This window comes from Pseudonocardia sp. CA-107938, from assembly GCF_050936315.1.
GTDB lineage: Bacteria > Actinomycetota > Actinomycetes > Mycobacteriales > Pseudonocardiaceae > Pseudonocardia.
In genome coordinates this window covers 6,586,817-6,611,091 of record NZ_JBNJNA010000001.1, presented here as the reverse complement: position 1 = coordinate 6,611,091, position 24,275 = coordinate 6,586,817, and the positions used below count along the sequence as shown (strand labels likewise).

Genomic DNA, 24,275 nt, shown 5'->3' with positions numbered 1-24,275 from the left:
GTACCCGCGCGCGGAGTCTGCAACCTCGCGCCGGACGGTTGCCGTCGCAGCGCTCGGGTACGTGAGCGGCATGGAGATCGAGGAGTCCGTGGTCGTGGTGACCGGGGCGTCGAGCGGGATCGGGCGGGCCACCGCGCTCGCGCTGGCCGGACAGGGAGCGCGGACCGTGCTGGTCGCGCGGCGCGCCCACGAACTGGACGCCGTCGCCGCCGAGTGCGAGCAACGGGGCAGCGCGGCGCTCGCCGTACCCGCAGACGTCACCGACCAGGAGGCGGTGGAGCGGGCTGCGGCTGCCGCGGTGGCGCGGTTCGGCCGGATCGACGGTTGGGTGAACTCGGCGGGGGTGACCGGCTTCGCGCCGCTGCTGGAGATGCCGACGGCCGAGATCGAACGGATCCTCGACGTCAACGTGCTGGGCACGGTGCACGGGGCGCGCGCAGCGCTACCGGTGATGATCGAGCAGGGCAGCGGGGTGCTGGTGAACCTGTCCTCGCTGCTCGGGGTGGTGGCGCCGCCGGTCGCGGGGGCGTACGCGATGTCGAAGTTCGCGGTGCGCGGGCTCGGCGTGTCGTTGCGTGAGGAGCTGCGGATGGCCGGCGTGCGCGGGGTCGCCGTCTCGACCGTGCTGCCGGCGGCGATCGACACCCCGATCTACGCCGCGGCGGCGAACCGGACCGGGCGGCGACCGCAACCGCCGCCACCGGTCTACTCGGTCGAGCGCGCCGCCCGCACGGTCGTGCGCGCGCTGCGCCGGCCCCGCCCCGAACTCGTCGCCGGCGGCCCGCTCGGGCGGCTGTTCGCGCTGCAGCACGCGGTCACGCCACGGCTCGCGGAACGGATGATGGCGATCGACATGCGGATCGCGCTGCGCCGGCCCGCACCGGACGACGAAGGCACGGCAGGTGCGCTCTTCACCCCGTCGACAGCGCCCGGGGCCGTCGACGGCGGGTTCGACGGCGCCCGCAAGGAACGGGTCCGGCGGGCAGCCGGGGTCGTGGCACTGGCCGGTGGGGCGGTCGCGGCCGGTCGGAGGTGGACGTCATGACGGAGGTCGCGCAGGTCATCGCCGCCCCGCCGATGGAGGTGTTCGCCGTGCTCGGCGACGGCTGGACCTACCCGCTGTGGGTCGTCGGCGCGTCGCACATGCGCAAGGTCGACCCGGAGTGGCCGGCCGTCGGCGCCCGGCTGCACCACAGCGTCGGGTCGTGGCCGATGCTGATCGAGGACACCACGGAGGTCGTCGAGCTGGATCCCGGGCGGCGGCTGGTGCTCGCGGCACGAGCGTGGCCGTTCGGCAGGGCACGGGTGGAGATCGTGCTGGAACCGCACACGGACGGCACATGCGTGCGGATGCGCGAGACGGTCGTGGCCGGCCCGGCCCGGCTGATCCCCGGCCCCGTCGAGGCCGCCCTGCTTCGTCTGCGCAACCGCGAGTCGTTGCAGCGATTGGCGGCCGTCGTCTGCCGCGAGAGGGTGTGAGCATGGGTGCGGTGCGGACGGCCGACGCCGTCATCGTCGGCGGCGGCCACCACGGGCTGGTCGCGGCCGCGGTGCTCGCCGACGCCGGCTGGGACGTGGTGCTGCTGGAGGCCGAGGCTGAGCTCGGCGGCGCGGTGCGCTCGGCCGAGCACCACCCGGGGTTCGTCGCCGACCGGTTCAGCGCGTTCTACCCGCTGGCCGCGGCGTCGCCGGTGCTGCGAGCGCTGGAGCTGGACCGCCACGGGCTGGAGTGGGCGCACGCGCCGGCCGTGCTGGCGCACCCGCTGCGCGCCGAGGGGGTCGAGGCCGCCGTCCTGTACCGCGACGCGGAGCGCACCGCCGTCGGGCTCGACGCGAACCACCCGGGCGACGGGGAGGCGTGGCTGCGGCTGTGCCGGCAGTGGCAGCGGATCGAGCCCGCGCTGCTGCGGTCGCTGTTCACGGCCTTTCCCCCGGTGCGCGGTCCGGCCGCGCTCGTCCGCGAGCTCGGGGTGGCCGAGACGCTGCGGCTGACCCGGTTCGCGCTGCTCCCGGCCGCGCGGATGGGGGAGGAGCTGTTCGGCGGCGAGGCGGCGCGGCTGCTGCTGGCCGGCAACACCGCGCACGCCGACGCGCCCCCGCACGCCCCGATCAGCGGCGTGTTCGGCTGGCTGCTGGCGATGCTGGGCCAGCACCACGGCTTCCCCACACCGGTCGGCGGCACCGGCCGGCTGACGGCGGCGCTCGCCGGCCGGGCCCGGGCCGGCGGGGCGGAGCTGCGCACCGGCGAGCCCGTGGAGCGCATCGTCGTGCGCGACGGGCAGGCCGTGGCCGTCGAGACGGCGGCCGGCACACACGTCGCGGCCCGGCGCGCGGTGATCGCCGACGTGTCGGCGCACGCGCTCTACACGCAGCTGCTCAGCCCTGACGTCGTGCCCGCCCGGATCCTCGACGACCTCGCCCACCGGTTCGTGTGGGACACCCCCGTCGTCAAGATCGACTGGGCGTTGCAGGAGGCGATCCCGTGGCGCGCCAAGGGCGTCGACGATGCCGGCACCGTCCACGTCGGCGCCGACCTGGACGGGCTCGTCCGGTGGTCGGCCGACCTGGAGACCGGGGTCGTGCCGCGCTCGCCGTTCCTGCTGCTGGGCCAGATGACCACCGCCGACCCGACGCGCTCGCCCGCCGGCACCGAGTCGGCCTGGGCGTACAGCCACTTGCCCCGCGGGGTGCCCGACACGGCCGCGGCCGACGAGCTGGCCGAGCGCATGGAGGCGGTCGTCGACAGCTACGCGCCCGGGTTCCGGGACCGGGTGCTGCACCGGCACGTCCAGCGCCCGTCCGACCTGGAGGCCGCCGACGCCAACCTCGTGGGCGGCGCCGTGAACGGCGGCACCGCCCAGCTCTTCCAGCAGCTGATCTTCCGCCCGGTGCCGGGGCTCGGCCGGCCCGAGACACCGATCGGGCGGCTGTACCTGGGCAGCGCCGCCGCGCACCCCGGCGGCGGCGTGCACGGCGTCTGCGGGTTCCTCGCCGCCCGCGCCGCGCTGGGGGAGAACGGGTGGGCCGGGCCGGTGCGCCGGCGCGTCACGTCGGCGGCGCTGGCGCTGGTGCACGGGCGCTGACTCAGCCGATCGCGTCGAGCACCACCGCGCGCAGGTCGCCGCCGCTGCGTTCGGCGACCGCGCGTTGGCGGGCCGCGCCCGTGCCGCGACGGAGCAGCCCGTCGAGCAGGGTCGTCACGGTGTCGCGGTCCCCGGCCTCGTCGAGGGCGTCCCCGACGTGGTCGACGAGCGTGTCCAGGACGGCGCGGGCCGGCGCGGGGCGCCCGGTCCGCGGGTCGAGCAGCGCTTCGCTCAGCCCCGACCGGCCCGCACGCCAGGTGGCGAGCCGCAGCACCTCGATCGGCACCGGGTCCACCGGCATGCCGGCGCGCCACTCCGCGGCGGCTGTGGTCACCAGCGCGCGGCAGAGGGTGGCGATCAGCACGGCGTCCTCGATCTCGCGGCAGACGTCGGCGACCCGGATCTCGACGGTCGGGTGGCTGCGCGACAGCCGCGCGTCGAAGTACACCATCCCGGTGTCGAGCACGGTCTCCGTCGCGAGCATGGCCTGCTCGACCACGGCGTACGCGGCGGCCGAGCCGAACACCGCGGTCGGCCCGGCCGACGGCCAGCGGTTCCACACCTGGCTGCGGAAGCTCGCGTAACGGGTGTCCTCGCCCCTCCAGTACGGCGAGTTCGACGAGAGCGCCAGCAGCGGGGGCAGCCAGGCCCGGATCCGGTCGAGGACGCCGACGCCCTCCTCGTCCGACTCGACGGCGACGTGCACGTGGCAGCCGCAGGTGAGCTGCTCGCTGCCGGTCAGGCCGAACAGCTCCACCATCCGCCGGTAGCGCTGCGCCGGCGACACGGTCGGTCGTGTCGCCAGCGGGGAGGTGGCGAGCGGCACGAGCGCCGCACCTGCGGCGGCCGCCGCGTCGCGGGCCTGCCGGCGGGTGCGCCGCAGCTCCGCCTCCAGGTCCGCCGGCGAGCGCTTCGGCCGGGTGCCCGTCTCGATCTGCTCGCGCTGCAGCTCGCCCGTCATGTCGGTGTCGTGCTCGGCGGCGGCAGCGAGCAGGACGGCGCCGCCGGCCGCGCTGGCCACCCCGGTGCCGGGGTCGACGAGCAGGAACTCCTCCTCGACCCCCATCAGTCGCGGGGCAGTGCCCACGTCCTGGGGTTCTGCGGTGCGCGCGGGGTCGGTCTGCGTCACGACGCACCTCCGTCCTGTGGGGTGAGCCGGGTGAGGAGCTGCTCCAGCGCGAGCTGCTCGGTCTGCTCGCACACCGTCGCCGGGTCGCCGGGCAGCTCGTGCTGCAGGACCGTGACCGGCCCCCGTCCGGCGACGGCGAGGAACACGGTGCCGGGCGGTTGCCCGTCCTGCGGGTCCGGCCCGCCTGCGCCGGTCACGGCCACGGCGACGTCCGCGCCGAGCACCCGGCGGACCCCTTCGGCCATCTGCTCGGCGGCCGGTGCCGACACCACCGGTCCGGGGGCGACGCCGAGCACGCCGTGCTTGACCTCGGACGCGTACGCGACGACGGCGCCGCGGAACCAGGAGCTGGCTCCCTCGGCGGCGGCCAGCCGGGCGGCGATGCGCCCACCCGTGATCGACTCCGCGACGGCCAGCGTCACGCCGGCCGCGTCGGCGCTCCGGCCGACGTCGGCGGCGAGCCGGTCCTGCGGGTCGGGTCCATCCTCGACGGTCATGCCCCTGCCGTACCCCGTCGGACGCGGTGGCGAACCGAGGTGTGGCGCGCCGGCACCCGGGTAGGCGACACAGCAGACGTGCCGAGCGGAGGAGCCACGGTGGCCGAGCAGGAACGACCCGAGCAGCAGCAGACCCCGCCCGGGGTGACCGGCGAGATGACACCCCGCCCCGACCACGGCGAGCAGAGCTACCGCGGCAGCGGCCGGCTGGCCGGCAAGGCGGCGGTGATCACCGGCGGGGACAGCGGGATCGGGCGGGCGGTCGCCATCGCCTACGCGCGTGAGGGTGCCGACGTGCTGATCAGCTACCTCGACGAGCACGCGGACGCCCGCGACACCGCGGACCTGGTGGAGAAGGCCGGGCAGCGCGCCGTGCTCGTTTCGGGGGACCTCGCCGATCCCGCCCATTGCCGTGCGGTGATCGATCGTGCGGTGTCCGAGTTCGGGCGCATCGACGTGCTGGTGAGCAACGCGGCGTTCCAGATGACGCACGAGACCGTCGAGGAGATCCCCGACGAGGAGTGGGACCGCACGCTCGCGATCAACCTGAGCGCGTTCTTCCACCTGGTGAAGGCGGCGCTGCCGCACATGCCGTCCGGGTCGTCGATCATCGGGTCGAGCTCGGTGAACTCCGACAACCCGAAGCCGACGCTGATGCCCTACGACGTGACGAAGGCGGGGATCGCGAACATGTGCGCGGCGCTGGCGCAGATGCTCGGGCCGCGCGGGATCCGCGTCAACAGCGTCGCGCCGGGCCCGATCTGGACGCCGCTGATCCCGTCGACGATGCCGCCGGAGCAGGTGGCCACGTTCGGCCAGCAGGTGCCGCTCGGGCGGGCCGGGCAGCCGGCCGAGCTGGCGCCGGTCTACGTCCTGCTGGCGTCGGACGAGGCGAGCTACGTCTCGGGTGCGCGGGTGGCCGTGACCGGCGGGAACCCGATCCTGTGACGGGGAAGGTGCGGACGACCCACACGGGGAGCCTTCCGCGCCCGGACGATCTGCTCGCCGCGTTGCTCGACCGCGAGCGCGGGGGAGCGGGACCGTCGGCCGCGCAGACCCGGGCCGCGGTGGCGGAGTGCGTGGCGCGGCAGGCCGAGCTCGGGCTCGACCTCGTCAACGACGGCGAGCTCGGGAAGATCAGCTACGTCACCTACGCCAGCAGCCGGCTGTCCGGGTTCGCGGGGTCGCGCCCGTCCGGGGAGCGGGAGCTGGACCCGGACTTCCCCGAGTTCGCGCGGCAGCGCCACGAGGCCGTCTCGGCGGCCGCGGCGGACGTGCGGATGCCGGTGTGCACCGGCCCGATCGCGTACGTCGGCGCGGACGCCGTGCAGGCCGACATCGACGCCCTGCGCGCCGCGCTGGCCGAGCACCCTGGCGTCGAAGGGTTCCTGACGGCGGCGTCGCCCGGCGTGATCGCGTCGTTCCTGCCCGACGAGCACCACGGCGACCGCAGCGCCTACCTCAACGCGCTGGGCGAGGCGATGAAGGAGGAGTACGACGCGATCCACGCGGCCGGCCTGCTCGTGCAGGTCGACTGCCCCGACCTGGCCGCCTCGCGCGCGAACTTCCCGCCCGACGCCGACGGCCTGCGCGCCTTCCGCGCACAGGCCGAGGAGAACCTGGCCGTCCTGGAGCACGCGCTGCGCGACGTGCCCGCCGACCGCATCCGCATCCACACCTGCTGGGGCAACTACGAAGGCCCGCACCACCGCGACGTGGAGCTGCGCGACATCGTCGACGTCCTGCTCGGCGCCCGCGCCGCCATGTGGTCGTTCGAGGGCGCCAACCCGCGGCACGAGCACGAGTGGGCCGTCTTCGCCGACGTCCGCCTGCCCGACGACAAGGTCGTCATGCCGGGCGTCATCGACAGCACCACCAACTACGTCGAACACCCTCAGCTGGTGGCCCAGCGGATCGAACGCTACGCCCACCTCGTCGGCCCGGAACACGTCATCGCCTCGACCGACTGCGGCATGGCCACCTTCGCCGTCGGCGCAGGCGGCGTGGACCCCCGCATCGCCTGGGCCAAGCTCGGCTCGCTGGTGGAGGGCGCCCACCTGGCCGAGGTCTGAGGAGCGTCTCGGGGCTCCGCCCCGAACCCCGACCCTCCTCCGGTGGAGCGGGAAACCTGCGGTCGGCTCCACCGCCGATCGGTCGCCCTGTCGGGATGCCGCAGACCCGGCCCGACCGCAAACGGTGGGGCGTGTTTGCGGCCGGACCGGGTCTGCGGCGTTGCTGCGCACGCCCGATCGACGGTGGAGCCTCAGACCGTGTGCTGGGCACAGTGGTGCCCGGGTCATGGCGCGGTCCAGAGGTCGGTCATCCACGGTGGCGGGATGAACTTCGGTTTGCCCGAACTCATGTCTATTCGCCACTCAGTCGAATGGACTTGATCATGATGCTGGCAGCACAACATGACCAGGTTGTCCAGGGCGGTGGCGCCGCCGTGTTGCCACTCGATCACATGATGGACTTCGCACCAGGGGGGTGGTCGATCACACCCGGGGTGGGCGCAACCGTGATCGCGGAGGGCGACCGCGCGACGCAACCAGCTGGGGACCAGCCGGTGGGTGCGGCCGACATCGAGGGGTTGGCTGTCGCCGTCGAACACGACCGGGACCAGGTGGGCGTCGCAGAGCAGCCGCCGCAACTGGCCGGGGGTCAGTTGTCCTCCGGTGTCCAGCATCGCGGTGCGGGCGCGGTCTTCCAGGTCCTGCAGGCGGAGGGTGACGGTGACCCGGGGGCGTTCCCCACCCACCTCACCGGAGGCGCCGTGGTCGAGGGCGAACCCGCAGATCTCCGCCAACGCCGCCGCGTTCCGCTCGGCCGCAGTGGTGCCCCGGTTCTCCGCCGAAGGGCGGGTGCGGGCCTCAATCGCGGTACGGATCGCCGCGAACGCCAGCGGATCCTCGAACTGGCCGCGCAGCCACCCGCTGCCATCAGCGTTGGCGCCCATCTGCAGTTCGTTACGACCGGGCCGCTCATCCGGCTCCGGCCCGTCCAGGTCAGCGGCGGCGAGCAGCTCCAGCCCCATGACACGGACTTCCCGCGGGGTGAAGGTGCGCGCGGCCTCGCCCAGGCTGGCCTCGATCGTGACCCGATCCGCCAGGCTGATCCGCGCGGCCGGGCGGGAGTTCATCAGCGCGGCGATGGTGTCCACATGCCGCATGGTGGCCGCACCGTCGGTGAACGCGGCCGCGGTCGCCGGCAGCACGGGCTCCAACGGCGCACCATCCAGCGTGGTGCGCGGCCCGACGTGTTCGGCGACGGTGACATGGCGGCGCGCGGTGTCGTGGTCCCAGCCGAGCAGATCCTTTAACCCGGCCGCGGTGTTGCGGTAGCCCTTCTCGGCCAGCACACCGTCGCGTTCGACAGCGGCGATCGCGGCGACCTTCGCCCGGTCGACCTGCCGCGACACGCCCTCCAGAACGAGGAGCGCGGCGAGGGGGTCGGGGTTGTCGGAGATGGCCGTGAACGCCTGCTCGATCAGGCTCGCGGCCTGTGCGAGTGGGTTCTCGGCCATGCCTTGATTCTACCCGAACACAGGTTCGAACGGGTGCCGATTATCGCAGGTCAGACACCGTTCAACGCCGGGCGTGGGTCGACCCCCGGTCCTCGCAGAAGTTGAAGTGTCCTCGCAGAGGTTCGAACTCCTGCGAGGACCACCGAACCTCTGCGAAGTCACCGGATTCCAGCCAGAGAGCCGGCACGGAAACGCTCCACCGGAGGGAGGGCCGGGGCCCGGGGCGGAGCCCCGCAAACTGCAACCGCCAGGAACCCCCGGAAACCTCAACCAACGGGAGAGCCGGGACTCCTCACGTCCCGCCGGTGTCCTCCTTGCCCTGCAGCTCCCGCAGGAGCTCGTGGCAGCGGGTGGCGCGCTGCGAGTCCTCCTTCATGACGTCCTCGAAGAACGATGCGACGTCGTCGTACCCGGCGTTGCGGGCGTCGCGGACGTACTGGCCGTAGTCGTGACCGGCCTTGAGCGAGTGGTACTGCACGGACACCAGGTCGAACATCACGTCGCTGAAGCCGGTCTCACCGGTTGCCATGGTTCCTCCTCGTCGTCGTGGGCGTACCTGGGTTCGCTACCCGGTGGGCGGGCGCCCAACCGTTCGGGGAGGGAGGAGTGGATCGGAGTACGTCGGGGGACCCGACAGGCATGTCGACCATGCTGCTCGTCCGTCCGCCCGGCGTGTACCGGGCCCAGAGCGACTCCCGGCTCGTGGCCGCGGTCATGCGCCGCAACGGGTCGGCTGCCGGCCAGGACGTGCTGGACGTGTGCACCGGCAGCGGGGCGCTCGCGCTGGTGGCGCACGCCGCCGGGGCGCGCTCGGTGACCGCGGTGGACCTGTCGCGCAGGTCGGTGGCGGCGGCCCGGTTCAACGCGCGCCTGCACGGGGCGCCGGTCACGGTGCTGCAGGGCGACCTGTTCGAGCCGGTGGCGGGCCGCCGGTTCGGGCTGGTCGTGGCGAACCCGCCGTACGTCCCGGCCGCGACGGGCCGGTTGCCGCGGCACACGCTCGGCCGCTGCTGGGACGCCGGAACGGACGGGCGCGCGCTGCTCGACCGGATCTGCGCCGGCGCTGCGGCGGTGCTCCGCCCCGACGGCGAACTGCTGGTGGTGCAGTCGGCGCTCAGCGGGGTGGAGGCGACGCTGGCGGCGCTGGCTGCCGGTGGGCTCACCGGCGCCGTAGTGGCCACCGCGGAGATCCCGTTCGGCCCGGTGCTGCGCAGCCGCGCCGCCGAGCTGGCCGCCCGCGGGCTGATCGAGCCGGACCGGCAAACGGAGGAGATCGTCGTCCTGGGGGCCCGGCATGCCTGACGAAGAGCCGCGGCGCGTCCTCGTCACCGATGAGGGCCCGGTGCTGGTGTGGGGTCCGGTCGAGGTCGAGCTGCCCGACGGCTCGGCGGTGAGGTCCGACCGCGCCGTCACGGCGCTGTGCACGTGCCGGCGCAGCCGCACCCAGCCGTTCTGCGACACGAGCCACCGCCGGAAGGAGCGCCGCCGTGCCTGAGCTGCCGCACCCCCGCGGCCCGCTGTCGGCCGCCGTGCTCGCCCGCCTGCGCGACGGTTCCGCCCCGTCGGTCGCCGTCGAGGACGCCGATCCCTACGGCGACGACCTGCAGCTCGCCCTCTACTGCTGCTACGAGCTGCACTACCGCGGCTTCACCGGCGTGCCCGACGAGCGCGAGTGGGACGTGCCGCTGCTCGCGTTGCGGGGCGCGATGGAGCAGCGGTTCCTGGCGCAGCTGCGCGCCGACACGACACCGGACGACGACGTGGCGACGGCGCTCGACGAGCTGCTCGTCGAACCGGCCGAGGCTCGTGGGGTGTCCCACCACCTCCGGGACGAGGGCACCGTGGAGCAGCTGCGCGAGTACGTGTGCCACCGCTCGCTGTACCACTTGAAGGAGGCCGACCCGCAGGCGTTCGTCATCCCGCGGCTGGCCGGCGCGGCCAAGGCCGGGCTCGTCACCGTCGAGCACGACGAGTACGGCGCCGGCCGTCCCGAACGCATGCACTCCGAGCTGTTCGCGCAGCTCATGGAGGCACTGGACCTCGACCCGACCTACGGCCGGTACCTCGATCAGGCGGCTGCGACGACGCTGGCGGAGGTGAACCTGATGTCGCTGTGCGGGCTGCACCGGGCGCTGCGGGGTGCGCTGGTCGGCCAGTTCGCGACGGTCGAGCTGACGTCCTCGCCCGGGTCCGACCGGCTGGTGCGCGGGATGCGCCGGCTCGGGCTGCCCGAGGCCGCGGTCGCGTTCTACGCCGAGCACGTCGAGGCCGACGCCGTGCACGAGCAGCTCGTGCGCCGCCAGGTCATCGCCCCGCTGCTGGTCGCCGAGCCGGCGCTCGCCGCCGACGTCGTGTTCGGGATCCGGGCGTCGACGTTCCTCGGCGACCGCTTCGGGGAGTGGCTGCTGTCGTGCTGGTCGGCGGGCCGCTCGTCGCTGCGGGAACCGGCGGCTCAGCGCGGCGCGGGGTAGCGAGTCGCCGCGGGCGCGGTCGGGTCGAACCGGTGCACGATGCCGCTGCGTGCGAGCGCCGCCACCGCCACCGCGGCCAGAACGACGAACCCGCCGATGCGCAGGAACGCCGTCACGGGGTGCGCCACGCGAGGAACACGCCGTACTGCCAGCCGGCGTCGACCCAGGACCCGGCATGCGCGAGGCCGTGCCCCTCGATCTCGGCCCGCAGCCGGGCGCGGTCGAACTTCGCCGAGTACCCGACGTTGATCGCGTCGCCCCGGTGCAGGTCCAGGTGCACGCCGGCGACGTCGACGGTGTGGTCCTCCGTCACGTGCAGCAGGCCCTCCACCATGCCGGTGGCCTCGACGTAGTGCGCGCGCGGCACGTACCGGTCGGTGACGAAGTCGGCGCCGAACCGGTGGTTGAGGTGGTCGAGGTGGTTGCGCCGGAAGCGGACGAACGCGGTGTGCCCGGGTGGGTCGTTGTAGCAGTCCTCGAAGACGGCTGCGGGTTTGTGCAGGTCGGCGGAGAACAGCAGGCCGTCGCCGGGGCGCAGGGTCGCTGCGATGTCGGCCAGCAGTGCGGACCGCTCGTCCGGCGTCATGTTGCCGATGCTGGACCCGAGGAACCCGACGATCAGCGGCTCGGCCCGCTCCTGGGCCCGCAGCCAGGTGAGTGCGGCGTCGTAGCGGCCCCACAGCGGCTGCACCCGCAGCGCGGGAACGGCTGCGCGAGCTTCGGCTGCCGCGACGCCGAGCATGTCGTGGCTCACGTCCACCGGCAGGTACGCGGCCGGCCGCACGTGGGCCTCGCCCAGCAGCGTCACGGTCTTCTTGCCGCTGCCGCAGCCGAGCTCGGCGAACCACGCCCCGTCCAGGACAGCGCCGATCTGCGGCCCGAACTCGCGCAGCAGGTGCCACTCCACGCGCGTCAGGTAGTACGACGGCAGGCGCGTGATCTCCTCGAACAGCTCCGAGCCGCGCTCGTCGTACCCGAAGACGGGCGGAATGCGGGGTACCGGTTCGCGGAGCGCGTCCTGCAGCGCGGCCTCGTCGCGCCAGAACGCCGGCCCGCCGTCGACGGCGATGATCTCGTCGGCCGGCAGCACTCGTGACGTCACGGTCGCCGCGTACCCGCCGAACCGGCCCGCAAACGGTGTGACCTCGGTCGCGATGCGCAGATGCGGGCGTCTGCCCGGTTTGCGGTGCTCGTCCGGTGGGAATGTGCGCTCCACAGGAAGCAGGAACAGGGAGGTACCGGTGATGAGCGGGTCGGACACAGCGGTTTCGGCGGGGGTCTCGGAGATCCTGGACAGCGTGAGCGCCGCCTTCCGCATGGACGACGCCGCCCGCGCCGTGCAGGCGATCCACGGCGGCCGGCGGTTCCGCCGGTTCCGCGGTCGGGAGGTCCCGACGCCTGACCACGCCGGCTCCACCGTCGTACCCGCGGCCCGCACGGCGTCGTGACCGCGACGCCCGAGCTGCTCGGCCGGGAGGGCGGCGCCGACGGCTGGTACGTGCTGCCCGTGCGCGGGACCCTCGACCGGCTGAGCGCGGCGCGGCTGGTCGGCCTGGTCGGGGCCCGGTTGCGGATGGCGGAGCTGGGTCAGGTGCGGCTTCGGCACGTCGCCGTCGACCTGACCTCGGCCGACGGGCTGACCGTCGACGGGCTGAAAGGGCTCACGCAGGCGGTCGAGCTCGCGGCCCGCTGGCGGGTCGGGGTGCACCTGATCGTGCCGGGCGCCGCCGCGGCGCGCCTGCCGCTGCCCGTGCGGTGCGCGCTGGGCCGCTACCGCGTCTTCCCGACGGTGGCGGCGGCCCAGCTCGCGGTCGACGGAGCCGTCCGCCGCGCGTGACCCGTCAGCTCGGCGTGGCCTCGTGCCCGGTCCGGCCGCGGGTGCGCCGGCGCTCCTTCATCTCGGCCTCGAACACGTGCCGGCGCCCGTCCATCGTGGCCTCGCGCACCGTGCGCTCCAGGTCGCGGAACGCGGCGTAGTAGCCGTCGTCGAACTCCTCGACGATCTGGAACGTCCAGCGGCCGGCGAGCACGTTGCGGCCGATCAGCTCGTCGCGCACCCGGTCGGCGAGGTCGTCGTGCCCGCTCGCCCGAAGACCCTCCACGACGTCGTCGAGGAGCGCGTCGGCGCGCCCGACCAGCTGGTGGACGTCGTACAGGGCGCCGCGGGCACGCTCGATCCGTTCGAGGGCCTCGCCGAACGCACCGTTCGCGGCGACGAGCTCGTCCGACGCCCCGGCGGGGCGGCTGTGCGCATCGTCGACGGACTCGGCCGCCATCAGCGCCGCCCCGGCAGGATCTCCTGCACCTTCTCCTTGACGCCCTGCATGATCAGGTGTGCCGCGGAGGGGTCGCCGCCGAGGACGGCCTCGACCATCGAGACGGCCTCGTCGAGGGTGGCGTGCGGCGGGATCGGCGGCACCTCGGGATCGCAGCGGACGTCGAGCACGACCGGGCCTGCTGCCGACAGCGCGTGCTCCCACGCCGGACCCAGCCCGTCGGGGTGGTCCACGGCGATGCCGGTCAGGCCGATGTCCGTGGCGACGTCGGCGTAGGACACGTCGGGCAGCACCTGGGACGCCTCGAACTTGGGCGCGCCGCCCATGGCCCGCAGCTCCCAGGTGACCTGGTTGAGGTCGTTGTTGTGCAGGACGCACACGACGAGCCGCGGGTCGGTCCAGCGGTCCCGGTACCGGGCGATGGTGAGCAGCTCGGCGAGCCCGTTCATCTGCATCGCGCCGTCGCCCATCAACGCGACGACGGGCCGGTCGGGGTGGGCGAACTTGGCGCCGATCGCGTACGGGACGCCGGCGCCCATCGTGGCGAGCGTGCCGGACAGCGATCCGCGCGTCCCGGCCCGCATGCGCAGGCAGCGGGCGTACCAGTTGGCGACCGACCCCGAGTCGGCGGTGACGATCGCGTCGTCGGGCAGCCGGTTGGACAGCTCCCACACGATCCGCATCGGGTTGACCGGGTCGGCGTCGACGAGGCACTGCCGCTCGACGGTGCGCCACCACGCGGCGACGTTCTCCTCCACGGTCTCGCGCCATGCGCGGTCGGTCGGGCCGACGAGGTGCGGCAGCAGCGCCTGCAACGTGGCCCGCGCGTCGGCGACGATGTTGAGCTCGGTGGGGTAGCGCATCCCGATCATGGCGCCGTCGATGTCGATCTGGACGGCCCTGGCCTTGCCGAACTCGGGCAGGAACTGGCTGTACGGGAAGTTGGAGCCGACGATCAGCAGCGTGTCGCAGTCACGCATCAGCTCGTAGCTGGGCCGGGTGCCGAGCAGCCCGATCGAGCCGGTGACGAAGGGCAGGTCGTCGGGCAGCACGTCCTTGCCGAGCAGCGCCTTCGCCACGCCGGCACCCAGGACGTCGGCGACCTGGGCCACCTCGGTGGCCGCGCCACGGGCACCCTGCCCGACGAGGATCGCGACCTTGCGGCCGGAGTTGAGGATCTTCGCAGCCCGCGTGACGGCGTCGGGATCCGGGACCGTCACCGGCGCGGAGAAGCCCGGCCCGCTGGACGGCACCTGCTTGAACGCGTGCGCCGGCGGCGTGTACTCGGCCGACTGCAGGTCGCTCGGGATGATCAGCACGGTGGGGCAGCGCCGTGCGATGGCCGTGCGGAAGGCCCGGTCCACCGCGTTCGGCAGCTGCTCGGGCACGTTGACCTCGACGAGGTACTCGCTCGCGACGTCCTTGAACAGCGCCTGCAGGTCCACCTCCTGCTGGTAGGCGCCACCCATGGCGCTGCGCTCGGTCTGCCCGACGATCGCGACCACCGGCACGTGGTCGAGCTTCGCGTCGTAGAGCCCGTTCAGCAGGTGGATCGCGCCCGGCCCGGACGTCGCCATGCACACGCCGGGCCGCCCGGAGAACTTTGCGTACCCGACGGCCTGGAACGCCGACATCTCCTCGTGCCGCGACTGCACGAACCGCGGCTGGTCGTCGGCCTCGCCGAACGCGACGACGAGCCCGTTGATGCCGTCGCCGGGATAGCCGAAGACCTGGTCGACCCCCCATTCCCGCAGCCGGAGCAGCACGTGGTCGCCCACGGTGGTGGTCATCGGGCACTCCTCTGGGTCGTGTCGTGCAGGCGGAACTGCAGGGCGTACGGGTCGAGGCCGCGCGGCAGCCCCGGACCGCCGTCGGGCACCCCGGCCGCCGCGGTGACGTCGCCGGCGTCGAGCAGCGTGGCGAGCACCGTGCTCGCGACGAGGAGCACGAGCTCTCGGCCCGGGCACGCCGCGGGACCGGCACTGAACGGGAGCAGCGACCAGTCGGCCTGCGCGCTGCCGTCGAGCCACTGCTCGGGGTGGAACCGGTCGGCGTCGGCGCGCACCTGGTCGTCGCGGTGCAGGAACCAGGCCGGCACGACCATCGCCGTGTGCGCCGGCAACGTCTCGCCGGCCCAGGTCGTCGGCTCTGTCGTGTCGCGCAGGACCAGCGGGGTCGTCGGCCACAGCCGCGCCGACTCCAGCACCGCGGCACGCAGCCGCGGCAGGTCCTGCGGCGCGTCCAGGTCGCGGCCGGCGAGCTCGGCGCGGACGGCGGCCAGCTCGTCGGGGTGGGCGACCAGCAGTGCCAGCGCGCGCAGCGCGACGGCGCCGGCCGGGTCGAACGCGAACAGCCACTGCGGGATCTGCCCGACGGGATCGGCGATGCCGTCGGGCTGCGCGGCGAGCAGCTCGGCGAGACTGCCGGGCGCCGCCTCGTCGACGTAGCGCTGGAGCCGCCGGCGCAGCCGCTCCGACCTGCGCCGATGCCGCCGACCGAGGCCCGACCAGTTCGCGGAGTGCCGCAGAACCGTCAGGTCGTCGGTGAGCGCGTGGTCGTCGCGGGCGGGATCACCGAGCACGACCCGGCGGACCACCCGCCACCACGCGGTCATGAAGTCGTCGGAGTCGAACCCGCCGCGTCCCCGAGCCTGCGCGACGAGCGCCGTGGCCTCCTCGCGCGCCGCGCGCACCAGCGCGTCGGCGTTGCGGTGCACGGGATGGCCGCCGTCGAGCACCTCCTCGACGACCCGACGTCGCGGCGTCCGCTCCTCGTTGCGCGACACCAGGACGCCGTGGCGCTGGAAGCGACCCAGCGCCCCGCGCTTCTCCCGGTTGCGCGGGGTGAACGGGCCAGGGGTGCCGGTCAGCACCCTGCGCACGTCCGCCGGATCGAGCACCAGCGCCACCGGGCGCAGTGGGATCCGCAGCCGCACCGGGCCCGGCCCGTAGCGCTCCCGGATCCGCTGCAGCTCCCGCACCCCGCGCCCGTCGGTGTCGAGCTTGCCGGCCAGTGCGACGACGCGGCGGCGACGTGCGATCACCCCCTGCGCCACGATCGGTGCCACTGCCAGGCCCAGCACGCGCACGGTGTCGGCGAACGATGCCGTCGCCGGCTCGCTGCGGGTCGGTCGTCCCGTCGTTGCGGTCATGGCTGGTCCGGTACCCGGCGGGCTCCGCCGGCATGCCGGCCTGTGACCCTGACCGCTACTTGACGGCCTTCTCCAGCTCGGCCTTCGTCATCGTCGAGCGGCCCTTGACGTTCTGGCGCTTGGCGTCCTGGTAGAGCTGCTCCTTGGTGCGGCCCTTCGAGCCGGAGTGCGAGTTCTTGCCGCCGCGGTGCTCCGGCGACGGACCCTTCTTCGACGTCTTGGACGCCTGCTTCGACTCCCCTGAGCGGGCCCGGTCCTTGTTCACGGTGCGCGCGGCGATCTCCTTCGCGCGCTTGTCCGACTCGCCGCGATCCTTGGCGGAGTCCTTGATGTGCTCGTACTGGCGTTCGCGCTTGGCGTTCGATCCGGCAGGCATGACGTCGCTCCTTCCGTGGTGTCCTTGTGGCGTTCCCGCGAAACGGCTCCGGCACACCTGGGATCAGCCGGACGGTGCGGTGCTCAGGTCGACGACGCAGAACGGGTTGCCGTCCGGGTCGGCCAGCACCACGACGTCCGGTGGGTAGAGGTCCCAGTCGAGCGCGCTCGTCCAGAACGCCACGGCGCGCTCGACGTCGGACACACCGGGATGCCCTCCGAGCACGCGATCAGCTCAGCACCGCGTCAGCGGCCTTCTTCAGCGCGCTGGGCGCCGACGGGCGCCGCGGCGCCTTCTCGCGCAGCTCCAGCATGCGGGCGCCGATCTCCTGCAGCTGCTTGCGGCCCAGTGCCTCCCGCACCTTCGGGAACCACTCGCCCTCCTCCTCCTCGATGTGGTGGGTGACGTTCTCGATGAGGACGGTGGTCTTGGCGTCGAACCGCTCGTCGTCCGGCGACATCGCGGCCAGCTCGGCGCACAGCAGGTCGGCGACGTGGTGCTCCTCGTACGACTCGAGGACGTCGTCCTCCACGGCCGGCAGCAGCTCCCGGACCTGCGGATACATGCCCTCGTTCTCGATGTAGGTGTGCACGGTCAGCGCTTCGAGGATCTGGTCCACGAGCCGGCCCTTGACCTTCGTCGCGTTCTCGCCTGCGGACTGGAACTCCCGGAACAGCCTGCGGATCTGCTTGTGGTCGTCCTTGAGCATGGTGATCGCGTCGGTCGACATCGGACTCCTCCGTTCGGGCGGGTGCATCTGGAGGAGCGGTACCCCGCCGCGCGGAAGACATGCATGGGGTGCGACCGGGTACCCGTCCCGCATGGCGTTGGAGTCCTACCGGGCCAAGCGCGACTTCGCCCGCACCCCGGAGCCGGCCGGAGCCCCGGAGATCGCGGGCGGCCGGCGGTTCGTGGTGCAGCGGCACCGGGCCCGGCGGCTGCACTACGACGTGCGGCTCGAGATCGACGGCGTGCTCGTCAGCTGGGCGGTGCCGCGCGGGCCGACGCTGGATCCGGCAGCACGGCACACCGCCGTCCACGTCGAGGACCACCCGCTGGAGTACGCCGACTTCGAAGGGGTGATCCCGAAGGGCCAGTACGGCGGCGGCGACGTCGTCGTGTGGGACCGGGGCACGTGGGAGCCGGCCCGCACCGACGACCCGGCCGCCGCCGTGGCGGCGGGGGAGCTGCACTTCGACCTGCACGGGCAGAAGTTGGCCGGCCGGTTCGCGCTGGTCCGGCGCGGGGACGACGACCAATGGCTCATGATCCACAAACGGGACGCGCACGCCGTCGACGGGTGGGACCCGGAGGACCACCCGCGGTCGGTGAAGAGCGGCCGCACCAACGACGAGGTCGCCGCCGCACCGCCGGCGATGTGGCAGGGCGGGGTGGCCGCCGCGTCCGCCGAGGTCCCGCTCCACGTGCCGGACTCCTGGGCCGGACCGACCCCCGACGAGCTCGCCGCCCTCGACGCGTTGGGCAGCAAGGGCCGGTGGGCGCTGGCCGGACGGGAGCTCGCGATCACCAACCTCGACAAGGTGCTCTTCCCCGCCCGCGACGGCGGCGCGCCGGTGACCAAGCGCGACCTCATCCGCTACGTGGCAGAGATCGGCCCGTGGATGCTGCCGTACCTCGCCGGCCGGCCCGTCAACATGCACCGCTACCCGAACGGCGTCGACCGGCCCGGGTTCTGGCACAAGGAGGTGCCCGACCACGCGCCCGACTGGATCGTCCGCTGGCACAACCGGGAGGCCGACGCGGGAGAGACCGACTGCTACGTCGTCCCCGACGGGCTGCCGTCACTGGTGTGGCTCGCCAACTTCGGTGCGGTCGAACTGCACCCCTGGACCTCACGCCTCCCGGACGTCCACGCCCCGACCTGGGCACTCATCGACATCGACCCGGGCACGTCCAGCACGTTCGCCGACGTCCTCGTGCTGGCGCGGCTCTACCGCACCGCGCTCGACCACCTCGGCGTCACCGCCGCCCCCAAGGTGACCGGCAGCCGCGGCATCCAGATCTGGGTCCCCATCACGCCCCGCTACACCTTCGCCGAGACCCGGGGCTGGGTCGAACGCATCTCCCGCGCCATCGGCCGCACCGTCCCCGAACTCGTCAGCTGGCAGTGGCACAAGGACCAGCGCCGCGGCCTCGCCCGCCTCGACTACACGCAGAACGCGATCAACAAGACGCTGGTGGCGCCGTTCAGCCCGCGACCGTCCCCCGGCGCCCCCGTCTCCGTGCCGATCCGGTGGGAGGAGCTGGAGGATCCGGATCTCCGGTCCGACTCGTGGACGGTGCACACGGTGCTGGAGCGGGTGCGGGAGGTGGGGGACCCGCTCGCTCCGCTCGTGGGGATGGAGCAGGAGCTCCCGTCGATCTAGCGGCCGACCTGCGTAGATCGCCACACGGCTGTGGTCGTCGAACCGTCGCCGGCGGCGACACCGTCGAGCAGTCGGGGTCTTCGGAGCGCGGTCTCCCGTGGTTGCAGTTTCTTCCGGGGCTCTGCCCCGGGCCCCGGCGCCTCCCTCCGGTGGAGCTTTTCCGGCCGGCACCACCGTCGCTCGGTCGCCCTCCGGGATGCCACACCGGCACTCGGGTGGCAAACGAAACGCGTGTTTGCCACCCGAGCACCGGCGCGGCCTTGCAACGCACGCCCGACCGACGGTGGAGCCTTTTGACTCGCGCCAAACGGCACTTGACCTGCGGCAATCGGCACCCGTCCGAACTTGTGTTCGGGTAGAATCGGAGTATGACCGAGAACCCACTCGCCCAGGCCGCGAGCCTGATCGAGCAGGCGTTCACGGCCATCTCCGACAACCCCGACCCCCTGGCCGCGCTCCTCGTTCTGGAGGGTGTGTCGCGGCAGGTCGACCGGGCGAAGGTCTCTGCGATCGCTGCTGTGGAGCGCGATGGTGTGTTGGCGGAGAAGGGGTATCGCACCACTCTCGCGGGGTTGAAGGATCTGCTGGGCTGGGATCACGACACCGCGCGCCGGCATGTCACCGTCGCCGAACACGTCGGGCCGCGGGTCGCCCTGGATGGCGAGCCGTTGGAGCCGGTGCTGCCGGCGACCGCGGCGGCGTTCACCGATGGTGCGGCCACCCTGCGGCATGTGGAGATCATCGCCGCGCTGATGAACTCCCACCCGGCCGCCCGGATCAGCCTGGCCGACCGGGTGTCGATCGAGGCCAGCCTGGGCGAGGCCGCCCGCACCTTCACCCCGCGGGAAGTCCGTGTCATGGGGCTGGAACTGTTGGCCGCCGCCGACCTGGACGGGCCCGAGCCGGATGAGCGGCCCGGCCGCAACGACCTGCAGATGGGCGCCAACGCTGATGGCAGCGGGTGGCTGCGTGGGCAGTTCGAGGATCCGTTGGCGTTCGCCGCGATCCGCACCGCGATCGAGGCCCGCACCCGCCCCACGGCGGAGAACCGCGGCACCACTGCGGCCGAACGGAACGCGGCCGCGTTGGCCGAGATCTGCGGGTTCGCCCTCGACCACGGCGCCTCCGGCGAGGTCGGTGGGGAACGGCCCCGGGTCACCGTCACCATCCGGCTCGACGATCTGGAAGACCGGGCCCGCACCGCGATGCTCGACACCGGGGGACAACTGACCCCCGGGCAACTGCGGCGGCTGCTGTGCGACGCCCACCTCGTCCCGGTCGTGCTCGACGGCGATAGCCAACCCCTCGATGTCGGCCGCACCCACCGCCTGGTTCCGCCCTGGTTGCGCCGGGCGGTTGCCCTGCGCGACCACGGTTGCGCCCACCCCGGGTGTGATCGACCACCATCCTGGTGCGAAGTCCACCACGTGATCGAGTGGCAACACGGCGGCGCGACCGCCCTGGACAACCTGGTCATGTTGTGCTGCCAACATCATGATCAAGTCCATTCCACCGAGTGGCGAATAGACATGAGTTCGGGCCGGCCGGAGTTCATCCCGCCACCCTGGATGGCTGATCTGTGGGCCGCGCCATGACCGGGGCAGGACTGTGCCCAGCGCACAGTCTGAGGCTCCACCGTCGATCGGGCGTGCGCCGCAACGCCGCAGACCGGGGCTATTGGGGCGGAGCCCCGACACGCCACCCCAGCTCAGGACGCCTTGCGCACCGCCTCGGCCAGCTCGTCGCGGGTCATGGTGGAGCGGCCCTTGATGTCGAGCTCCTTCGCCTTGGCGGCGAGGTCGGCCTTCGAGGCCTTGTCCGTCTTCGCTTTCGACTTCTTCCCGCCGCTCTTCTTGGGGGTCGGGTCCGATCGGCGGCCCGCCTTGGCGTCGGCGACGCTGCGTTCGAGGGCGGCGAGCAGGTCGGCCATCTCGGTGGGGTCGGGCGGCTCGGCCTCGACGACGGTCTGGCGGCCGCGTTGCTTGTCGGCGATCAGGGCGTCGACCTTGTCGCGGTAGGTGTCGCGGTACTTCTCCGGCTTCCACCGGCCGCTCATCGACTCGATGAGTTGCGTCGCCATGTCGAGTTCCTTGCCCTTCGCGGGGGTCTTGCCGGGCAGGTTCTCCAGGTCCTTCTTGGGGTCGCGGACCTCGTCGGCGAAGTGCAGGGTCTCCAGCGCGAGGACGTCCCGGTCGGGGCGGATCGCGGCCAGGTACTGCTTGCCGCGCATCACGAACGTGCCGATCGCGGCTCGGTTGGTGCGCGTCATCGCGGCCAGCAGCAGCGCGTACGGGCGGGCGTACTGCTCGGCGGTCGGCGCGAGCCAGTACGTCCGCTGGAAGTACAGGGGGTCGATCTCGTCGAGGTCGACGAAGTCGGAGATCTCCAGGTCCCGCGAACGGCCCGGCGCGATCGCCTCCAGTTCCTCCGGCTCGACGATGACGTGCTCGCCGCCACCCACGTCCGCGCCCTTGACGATGTCGGCGTAGTCGACCTCCTCGCCGGTGCGCTCGTTGACGCGCTTGTTGCGCACCCGGTCGGAGGTGCCGCGCTCGAACTGGTGGAAGTGGATGGTGTGGTCGTCGGTCGCGCTGAACAGCCCGACCGGGATGGACACCAGCCCGAAACTGATGGAACCGGTCCAGATCGCCCGTGCCATCTCCGCGCCTCCCCGTGCCGTCGTTGCAGGTCCGGGTACCCGCAGTCGGGCGCCGTCAGTCCACGAACAGGCAGAACGGGTGGCCGGCCGGGTCCAGGTACACGCGCACGTTCTCCTGCGGCTGGAACTCCGCCAGCACCGCGCCGCACTCCTCGGCATGACGACTGCCGGCGGCGAGATCGGTGACCTGCAGGTCCAGGTGCAGCTGCATCTGCTGCTCGTCCGCCCCGGCCGGCCACGTCGGCGGCGTGTGCTCCTTCTCGGTCTGGAACGACAGGCCGGCACCACCTCCGGGCGGACGGAGCATGAACCAGTCCGCCTCGTCGCTGACGACCTCCCAGTCGAGCAGACGCTGGTAGAAGCGGCCGAGCGCGCGGCCTTCAGGGGCACCGAGGACGGTCGCGCTGTACGTGATCGGAGAAGCCATGCCCCGACCGTGCCACCACCCGTCGCCCACCGCCCGCCGGAGCCGACCCGTCACCCCGGCGTGCCGGGGCGCGTGCCCACCAGCAGGTGGTAGGCGCGATCGCCGTCGCCCACCCGCTGGTGCTCGGTGACGGGCAGCCCGGCCTCGCCGAGCAGGCTCGTCACCAGCTCGATGGGCCGGATACGGAACCCGTGCCGGGTGAACGGCAACCCGCGCATGAAGTCCGGGTCGGCGTGGCCGAGCACGAACCGGCCGCCCGGTTTCAGCACCCTGGCCACCTCGGCGAACGCCCGGTCGGCCGCCTCGACGAAGTAGATGACGTTGATGCTGATCGCCCCGTCGACCGACGCGTCGTCCAGGGGAAGGTCGGTGATCGATCCGAGGTGGACGGTGAGCCGATCGGTCCGGTGCCGCGCCGTCGCCTGGCGCACCATGTCCTCCGCGAGGTCGACGCCGTGCACGTGCCCGCCCGGGCCGACCCGGTCGAGGAGCAGCGGGAGCCCAACCCCGCCGCCGAACCCGATGTCGGCGGCCACGTCGCCGTGCTGCAACGCCAACGCATCGACGGCGGCGGCGACGACCGGGCCGTTGCCCTTGTTGAGCATCCTCGCGATCACGTACCGGCCGACCGGCCCGCTCGGCCGGCCCAGCTGCCGGGCCAGGTGCCGCATCACGCTCGACGGGAGCTTCACGACGGGTGCACGCGGTCGAAGTCGAGGTCGAAGTCCTTCCGCCAGGTCGCTCCACCATCCTCGGAGGCTTCCCAGCGCCCCGCGATCCGCTCGGCGCCGACATCGGCGACGAACCGCTGGAACATGTCGGGGTCCTCACGGGTCAAGGTCCAGCGCGCACCGTCGAACGTCATCGCGTAGACCCGGCACACGCCGCGTTCGTCGTGGTAGAGCGCGGTGTAGGCGTCGTTGGCGTCGCTGCGGCCGAGCACCAGCACCATCTCGCTCGCGGCCTTCCCGACGTCGTCGGTCATGACCCACCGGACGACCACGAATGCGTCGCCGAGCCATTCGACGGTGGCCGTGCCCGGCACCTCGAGCCCGGCGGGTTCGAGGAACCACGCGTTCCGCAGCGTCGTCCGCCACGGCCCCACCAGGACCTCCAGGCGTTCCATGTGCTCGTTCCGCATGCTCCTCCTCGGGGTCAGTCCTGTGACGTCGCGTCGAACGGCCGCACCTCGACCGGGCCGCCGACCGCTTCCGCGCACCGCTGCGCCCAGGTCAGCGCGGCGTCCAGGTCGGGCACGCGGATCACCCAGATCCCGGCGAGCTGTTCCTTCGTCTCCGCGAACGGCCCGTCGGTCATGGCGGTGGTGCCGTTCTGCGCGTGTACGACGGTGGCGCTGTGGGTGCGCTGCAGCCTCCCGCCGAACACCCACACGCCCGCGGACTGCATCGCGCTGTTGACGCGCACGCCGCGCTCGTACGTGGCGCGGCGGGTGCCCTCGGCGGGCGGGGGTGCGCTCTCGTCGACCTGGACGGACAGCAGGTACTCCATGGTCGGTCGCTCCCTGTCAGGCGCGCAGCCGGCGGGCCACGACGGGCACCACGATGGCAGCTGCCACGACGTGCGTCAGCATCAGGATCAACTTCGTCGACGTGGCGGCATCGGCGAGCACGTCGGGCACCAGGGACAGCGCGGTGAGCGCGACGGTGGTGCGGATCCAGGCGGTGCGCGGGCTGCGCGCGAACCGACGGAGCGCAGCCGCGATGACCAGGCCCAGCACCGAGAAGATGACGGTCATCGTCGCGAACCCGGTCGGCGGGATCTGCTGGCCGGCGACGGCGAGGCTGATCCCGGCGGCCGCACCGGCCGCGGCGACGGCGGCGGTGGCGACCGCGGCCGCGACGGTGGCGGCCGCACCGCCCAGCAGCAGCGCGCCCGCCGACGGCGCGGCGACGGCGGGGGCAGTGGTGGCGGTGGTGGCGGTGGTGGTGGTGGACATGCTGGCCTCCGGGGGCGATCCGACCGGCCGGTTGCCGGTCTCTCACCCTGGCTACGAACGGCTCCGGCGCCGTTCGACATGTCCCCGGAAGAATTTCAGGCGGGGTCGATGCGGAACCCCACCTTCAGCCCGACCTGGACGTGCGCCACGGCGCCGTCCACGATGTGGCCGCGGATCTCGGTGACCTCGAACCAGTCGAGGTTGCGCAGGGTCTGGTTGGCCCGGCCCACGGCGTTGTCGATGGCGGCCTCCACCCCGTCCGGTGAGGTGCCGACGATCTCGGTGACGCGGTAGACGTGGCTCGAGTCGCTGCTCATGACGGGCAGCTTCCCACTCCGC

At 73.1% G+C, this 24,275-nt stretch carries 31 protein-coding genes; 12 read left to right on the top strand and 19 right to left on the bottom strand.

What is annotated here, in order from left to right:
* Window positions 1–70: 70 nt before the first annotated feature.
* The 3 genes from ACQEVB_RS32690 to ACQEVB_RS32680 are packed head-to-tail and all read left to right on the top strand — an operon-like array spanning window position 71 to window position 3,083.
* On the top strand, window positions 71–1,045 hold the full coding sequence (locus ACQEVB_RS32690) for an SDR family oxidoreductase (RefSeq protein WP_432979987.1): 975 nt from the start codon (window positions 71–73) through the stop codon (window positions 1,043–1,045).
* Entirely contained in the window at window positions 1,042–1,479 is a 438-nt protein-coding gene (locus ACQEVB_RS32685; protein WP_432979984.1) for an SRPBCC family protein, read from the top strand. Before ACQEVB_RS32690 ends, ACQEVB_RS32685 begins: the two co-directional genes overlap by 4 nt.
* A gap of 2 nt (window positions 1,480–1,481) precedes the next feature.
* Window positions 1,482–3,083 carry a phytoene desaturase family protein gene (locus ACQEVB_RS32680; RefSeq protein WP_432979981.1) on the top strand — a complete coding sequence of 534 codons (1,602 nt, stop codon included), beginning with the start codon at window positions 1,482–1,484 and terminating at the stop codon, window positions 3,081–3,083.
* A 1-nt stretch (window position 3,084) separates the two neighbouring features.
* On the opposite strand, the gene ACQEVB_RS32675 is transcribed toward ACQEVB_RS32680, so the two are convergent.
* Both ACQEVB_RS32675 and ACQEVB_RS32670 read right to left on the bottom strand, forming a co-directional pair.
* The gene (locus tag ACQEVB_RS32675; protein WP_432979978.1) at window positions 3,085–4,212 is read right to left on the bottom strand and encodes a carboxylate-amine ligase; all 1,128 of its coding nucleotides are present in this window, start codon (window positions 4,210–4,212) and stop codon (window positions 3,085–3,087) included.
* Window positions 4,209–4,709, bottom strand: a complete 501-nt coding sequence (locus tag ACQEVB_RS32670) for a CinA family protein (RefSeq protein WP_432979975.1) — start codon at window positions 4,707–4,709, stop codon at window positions 4,209–4,211. Before ACQEVB_RS32670 ends, ACQEVB_RS32675 begins: the two co-directional genes overlap by 4 nt.
* 156 nt (window positions 4,710–4,865) lie before the next feature.
* On the opposite strand from ACQEVB_RS32670, the gene ACQEVB_RS32665 reads away from it, so the two are divergent.
* Both ACQEVB_RS32665 and ACQEVB_RS32660 read left to right on the top strand, forming a co-directional pair.
* Window positions 4,866–5,657: an SDR family oxidoreductase gene (locus ACQEVB_RS32665; protein WP_432980710.1), complete on the top strand. Its 792-nt coding sequence runs from the start codon at window positions 4,866–4,868 to the stop codon at window positions 5,655–5,657.
* Between the two features lie 8 nt (window positions 5,658–5,665).
* Window positions 5,666–6,781 (top strand): cobalamin-independent methionine synthase II family protein, encoded by a 1,116-nt coding sequence (locus ACQEVB_RS32660; protein ID WP_432979972.1) that lies wholly within the window; start codon window positions 5,666–5,668, stop codon window positions 6,779–6,781.
* A gap of 224 nt (window positions 6,782–7,005) precedes the next feature.
* Here ACQEVB_RS32660 and ACQEVB_RS32655 read toward each other — a convergent pair whose 3' ends face one another.
* Window positions 7,006–8,232: a DUF222 domain-containing protein gene (locus ACQEVB_RS32655; RefSeq protein ID WP_432979969.1), complete on the bottom strand. Its 1,227-nt coding sequence runs from the start codon at window positions 8,230–8,232 to the stop codon at window positions 7,006–7,008.
* A gap of 292 nt (window positions 8,233–8,524) precedes the next feature.
* Window positions 8,525–8,761 carry an acyl carrier protein gene (locus ACQEVB_RS32650; protein WP_432979966.1) on the bottom strand — a complete coding sequence of 79 codons (237 nt, stop codon included), beginning with the start codon at window positions 8,759–8,761 and terminating at the stop codon, window positions 8,525–8,527.
* Between the two features lie 110 nt (window positions 8,762–8,871).
* Between ACQEVB_RS32650 and ACQEVB_RS32645 the strand changes: the two genes are divergently transcribed.
* Genes ACQEVB_RS32645 through ACQEVB_RS32635 form a run of 3 tightly spaced genes read left to right on the top strand, consistent with a single transcriptional unit; the run spans window position 8,872 to window position 10,703 of the window.
* The gene (locus ACQEVB_RS32645) at window positions 8,872–9,534 is read left to right on the top strand and encodes a HemK2/MTQ2 family protein methyltransferase (protein WP_432979963.1); all 663 of its coding nucleotides are present in this window, start codon (window positions 8,872–8,874) and stop codon (window positions 9,532–9,534) included.
* Window positions 9,527–9,727: a CDGSH iron-sulfur domain-containing protein gene (locus ACQEVB_RS32640; RefSeq protein WP_432979960.1), complete on the top strand. Its 201-nt coding sequence runs from the start codon at window positions 9,527–9,529 to the stop codon at window positions 9,725–9,727. The genes ACQEVB_RS32645 and ACQEVB_RS32640 overlap by 8 nt, the downstream gene beginning before the upstream one ends.
* Complete coding sequence (locus ACQEVB_RS32635; protein ID WP_432979957.1) at window positions 9,720–10,703, top strand: iron-containing redox enzyme family protein; 984 nt, start codon at window positions 9,720–9,722, stop codon at window positions 10,701–10,703. The genes ACQEVB_RS32640 and ACQEVB_RS32635 overlap by 8 nt, the downstream gene beginning before the upstream one ends.
* Here ACQEVB_RS32635 and ACQEVB_RS32630 read toward each other — a convergent pair.
* The gene (locus ACQEVB_RS32630) at window positions 10,685–10,831 is read right to left on the bottom strand and encodes a hypothetical protein (RefSeq protein WP_432979954.1); all 147 of its coding nucleotides are present in this window, start codon (window positions 10,829–10,831) and stop codon (window positions 10,685–10,687) included. The two genes, ACQEVB_RS32635 and ACQEVB_RS32630, sit on opposite strands and share 19 nt — an antisense overlap.
* A complete protein-coding gene (locus tag ACQEVB_RS32625; RefSeq protein ID WP_432979951.1) occupies window positions 10,816–11,805 on the bottom strand; it encodes an L-histidine N(alpha)-methyltransferase in 990 nt (329 codons plus the stop codon). Before ACQEVB_RS32625 ends, ACQEVB_RS32630 begins: the two co-directional genes overlap by 16 nt.
* 196 nt (window positions 11,806–12,001) lie before the next feature.
* On the opposite strand from ACQEVB_RS32625, the gene ACQEVB_RS32620 reads away from it, so the two are divergent.
* Window positions 12,002–12,151: a hypothetical protein gene (locus tag ACQEVB_RS32620; RefSeq protein ID WP_432979948.1), complete on the top strand. Its 150-nt coding sequence runs from the start codon at window positions 12,002–12,004 to the stop codon at window positions 12,149–12,151.
* A complete protein-coding gene (locus ACQEVB_RS32615) occupies window positions 12,148–12,540 on the top strand; it encodes a hypothetical protein (protein ID WP_432979945.1) in 393 nt (130 codons plus the stop codon). Before ACQEVB_RS32620 ends, ACQEVB_RS32615 begins: the two co-directional genes overlap by 4 nt.
* A gap of 4 nt (window positions 12,541–12,544) precedes the next feature.
* On the opposite strand, the gene ACQEVB_RS32610 is transcribed toward ACQEVB_RS32615, so the two are convergent.
* The 6 genes from ACQEVB_RS32610 to ACQEVB_RS32585 all read right to left on the bottom strand — a co-directional run bounded on the left by ACQEVB_RS32610 (window position 12,545) and on the right by ACQEVB_RS32585 (window position 17,236).
* Window positions 12,545–12,979: a hypothetical protein gene (locus tag ACQEVB_RS32610; protein WP_432979942.1), complete on the bottom strand. Its 435-nt coding sequence runs from the start codon at window positions 12,977–12,979 to the stop codon at window positions 12,545–12,547.
* Window positions 12,979–14,769, bottom strand: coding sequence for a thiamine pyrophosphate-requiring protein (locus ACQEVB_RS32605; RefSeq protein ID WP_432979939.1), 1,791 nt, complete (start codon window positions 14,767–14,769; stop codon window positions 12,979–12,981). The genes ACQEVB_RS32610 and ACQEVB_RS32605 overlap by 1 nt, the downstream gene beginning before the upstream one ends.
* Window positions 14,766–16,130 carry a cytochrome P450 gene (locus tag ACQEVB_RS32600; protein ID WP_432979936.1) on the bottom strand — a complete coding sequence of 455 codons (1,365 nt, stop codon included), beginning with the start codon at window positions 16,128–16,130 and terminating at the stop codon, window positions 14,766–14,768. Before ACQEVB_RS32600 ends, ACQEVB_RS32605 begins: the two co-directional genes overlap by 4 nt.
* 55 nt (window positions 16,131–16,185) lie before the next feature.
* Window positions 16,186–16,506, bottom strand: a complete 321-nt coding sequence (locus ACQEVB_RS32595; RefSeq protein ID WP_432979933.1) for a plasmid stabilization protein — start codon at window positions 16,504–16,506, stop codon at window positions 16,186–16,188.
* Between the two features lie 63 nt (window positions 16,507–16,569).
* Window positions 16,570–16,731: a VOC family protein gene (locus ACQEVB_RS32590; RefSeq protein WP_432979930.1), complete on the bottom strand. Its 162-nt coding sequence runs from the start codon at window positions 16,729–16,731 to the stop codon at window positions 16,570–16,572.
* A 4-nt stretch (window positions 16,732–16,735) separates the two neighbouring features.
* Window positions 16,736–17,236, bottom strand: coding sequence for a hemerythrin domain-containing protein (locus tag ACQEVB_RS32585; RefSeq protein ID WP_432979927.1), 501 nt, complete (start codon window positions 17,234–17,236; stop codon window positions 16,736–16,738).
* A gap of 91 nt (window positions 17,237–17,327) precedes the next feature.
* On the opposite strand from ACQEVB_RS32585, the gene ACQEVB_RS32580 reads away from it, so the two are divergent.
* Both ACQEVB_RS32580 and ACQEVB_RS32575 read left to right on the top strand, forming a co-directional pair.
* Window positions 17,328–18,893, top strand: a complete 1,566-nt coding sequence (locus ACQEVB_RS32580) for a DNA polymerase ligase N-terminal domain-containing protein (RefSeq protein ID WP_432979924.1) — start codon at window positions 17,328–17,330, stop codon at window positions 18,891–18,893.
* A 368-nt stretch (window positions 18,894–19,261) separates the two neighbouring features.
* Window positions 19,262–20,488, top strand: coding sequence for a DUF222 domain-containing protein (locus ACQEVB_RS32575; protein ID WP_432979921.1), 1,227 nt, complete (start codon window positions 19,262–19,264; stop codon window positions 20,486–20,488).
* A 113-nt stretch (window positions 20,489–20,601) separates the two neighbouring features.
* Here ACQEVB_RS32575 and ACQEVB_RS32570 read toward each other — a convergent pair whose 3' ends face one another.
* The 7 genes from ACQEVB_RS32570 to ACQEVB_RS32540 all read right to left on the bottom strand — a co-directional run bounded on the left by ACQEVB_RS32570 (window position 20,602) and on the right by ACQEVB_RS32540 (window position 24,253).
* Window positions 20,602–21,552: a Ku protein gene (locus ACQEVB_RS32570; protein ID WP_432979918.1), complete on the bottom strand. Its 951-nt coding sequence runs from the start codon at window positions 21,550–21,552 to the stop codon at window positions 20,602–20,604.
* Window positions 21,553–21,607: 55 nt separating this feature from the next.
* Window positions 21,608–21,979 carry a VOC family protein gene (locus ACQEVB_RS32565; RefSeq protein WP_432979915.1) on the bottom strand — a complete coding sequence of 124 codons (372 nt, stop codon included), beginning with the start codon at window positions 21,977–21,979 and terminating at the stop codon, window positions 21,608–21,610.
* A gap of 50 nt (window positions 21,980–22,029) precedes the next feature.
* Window positions 22,030–22,671 (bottom strand): class I SAM-dependent methyltransferase, encoded by a 642-nt coding sequence (locus ACQEVB_RS32560; protein ID WP_432979912.1) that lies wholly within the window; start codon window positions 22,669–22,671, stop codon window positions 22,030–22,032.
* On the bottom strand, window positions 22,668–23,120 hold the full coding sequence (locus ACQEVB_RS32555) for a hypothetical protein (protein ID WP_432979909.1): 453 nt from the start codon (window positions 23,118–23,120) through the stop codon (window positions 22,668–22,670). The genes ACQEVB_RS32560 and ACQEVB_RS32555 overlap by 4 nt, the downstream gene beginning before the upstream one ends.
* A gap of 14 nt (window positions 23,121–23,134) precedes the next feature.
* Complete coding sequence (locus ACQEVB_RS32550) at window positions 23,135–23,488, bottom strand: YciI family protein (protein WP_432979906.1); 354 nt, start codon at window positions 23,486–23,488, stop codon at window positions 23,135–23,137.
* Between the two features lie 16 nt (window positions 23,489–23,504).
* The gene (locus tag ACQEVB_RS32545; protein WP_432979903.1) at window positions 23,505–23,936 is read right to left on the bottom strand and encodes a DUF6069 family protein; all 432 of its coding nucleotides are present in this window, start codon (window positions 23,934–23,936) and stop codon (window positions 23,505–23,507) included.
* 95 nt (window positions 23,937–24,031) lie between these two features.
* Complete coding sequence (locus ACQEVB_RS32540) at window positions 24,032–24,253, bottom strand: dodecin (protein ID WP_432979900.1); 222 nt, start codon at window positions 24,251–24,253, stop codon at window positions 24,032–24,034.
* Window positions 24,254–24,275: the final 22 nt, after the last annotated feature.